Below are 2,006 nucleotides of genomic sequence, written 5' to 3'. Positions count from 1 at the left end.
CTGGTTCGCGATCGCCGAATGCGGCACCGCCACACCCTTCGGACGACCCGTCGAACCCGACGTGAAGATCACATACGCCGTATTCGACGACCGCACCGGCGCCAACCGATCAGCATCGGTCACCCGCGCCGAGTCATAACCACCGATCTCGAGAGTGTCCAACTCCAACACCGGCACACCCGTGCCCTCCGGCACCGCCACCACATCACCAGTCGTGGTCAGCACACACAAGGGTGCCGCGGTATCGAGGATGTAGCCGATCCGCTCCGCCGGATGCGCCGGATCCAACGGCACATACGCACCACCGGCCGCCACCACCGCATACATGCCAACAACCAGATCGATCGAGCGGGAAACCAGCAGACCCACCAGCGTCTCCGGACCCACACCCTGCGCGATCAAATGCCGCGCCAACCGGTTCACCCGACCAGCGAACTCGCCATAGGACAGACTCGTCCCCTCGAACGAAACCGCCACCCGATCCGGATACGCCGCAGCCGCGGCATCGAACCCGTCCAGCAACAGCCCGGCCGGGAGCGCGTGCTCGGTCGCGTTCCACTCCGCCAGCATCTTCGTGCGCTCGACCGGCGCCAGGATCTCCAGATCACCGACCGCGGTCTCCGGCGCAACCAGGACCTGCTGCAGCAACCGCACGAACCGGTCCACGAATCCCTGAACGGTGGCGTGGTCGAACAGGGCGGTGGCATAGGTCAGATAACCGGACAAACCCCCGGGCACACCGGTGAGGTCGTACGAGTCGTTGAGTATCAGGTTCAGGTCGAACTGGGAGATCTCGGCATCGACATCCACCGCGGAAACCGTCAGACCGGGCAGTTCCAGTACAGACGCGGTCATGTTCTGGAAGGTGAACCCGACCTGGAACAACGGATGCCGTCCCTGCGAACGCGCCGGGTTGAGCACCTCCACCAAACGTTCGAACGGCACATCGGCATGCGCGTAAGCCGCGATATCGACCTCGCGCTGGCGACCGAGCAGATCGGCGAACGACTCACCGCGATCCAGCTGGGTCCGGAACACCAGCGTGTTCACGAACATACCGATCAGATCATCGAGCGCCTGCTCACCACGACCCGCCACCGGCGTACCGACGGTGATGTCATCACTGCCGGACAACCGTGACAACAGCACAGCCAGCGCCGAGTGCACGACCATGAACAGCGTCGCGTTCTGCTCCTGCGCCAGCCGCACCAAACCGGCATGCACATCCGCGTCGATCGCGACCTCGACCCGCCCACCGGCGAAGGACTGCACGGCCGGACGTGGCCGATCCGTCGGCAGATCCAACTGATCCGGAATACCGGCCAGCGTCGACTGCCAATACCCGACCTGCTGCGCCGCGATCGACTCCGGATCGGCTTCGTCGCCGAGTAGCTCTCGCTGCCAGATGCTGTAGTCGGCGTACTGCACCGGCAACGGCGACCAGGCCGGGGCATCTCCGGCCGTCCGCGCCGCGTACGCGGTCATGAGATCCAGGGTCAGCGGTCCCACCGAGGCGCCGTCGGCCGCGATATGGTGCACCGCCATCGCCAGCACGAATTCGCCGGCGCCGGAAACCTCGCCGGTTTCGCCCGTCCCGGTCACCTGCAACAGCTCGACCCGCAGCGGCACCTCGGCCGTCACGTCGAAACCGGCCGACAGCAGCTCGCTGATCCTGGCCACCGGGTCATCGGTGGCAACGATCGTGAGACCATCGGCGATCACCTGCGCGGTGGAAAGCACATCCTGGTACGGCACCCCGCCCGGACCCACCGGATAGCGTGTCCGCAAGGTTTCGTGGCGATCCACCACATCGGCGACCGCCTGCCGCAGAGCGGGGATATCGAGGTCACCGGACAGGCGGACGGCGACCGGAATGTTGTAAGCGGCCGAATCCGTATCGAACTGGTTCAGGAACCACATACGCTGCTGCGCCAACGACAACGGCACCCGCTCCGGCCGCGGCCGCGCCACCAACGCCTGCCGCCCACCCGAACCGGCATGCCGCT

General features: G+C 66.0%; 1 protein-coding gene. It reads right to left on the bottom strand.

Translation table 11 applies throughout. The features are described from left to right. On the bottom strand, positions 1-2,006 hold a 2,006-nt coding region (locus ABZV91_RS32400), incomplete at both ends, for a condensation domain-containing protein (RefSeq protein ID WP_355249524.1).

Source organism: Nocardia sp. NPDC004568, from assembly GCF_040609955.1.
Taxonomy (GTDB): Bacteria; Actinomycetota; Actinomycetes; order Mycobacteriales; family Mycobacteriaceae; genus Nocardia.
This window is presented reverse-complemented; position numbering and strand designations above follow the sequence as displayed.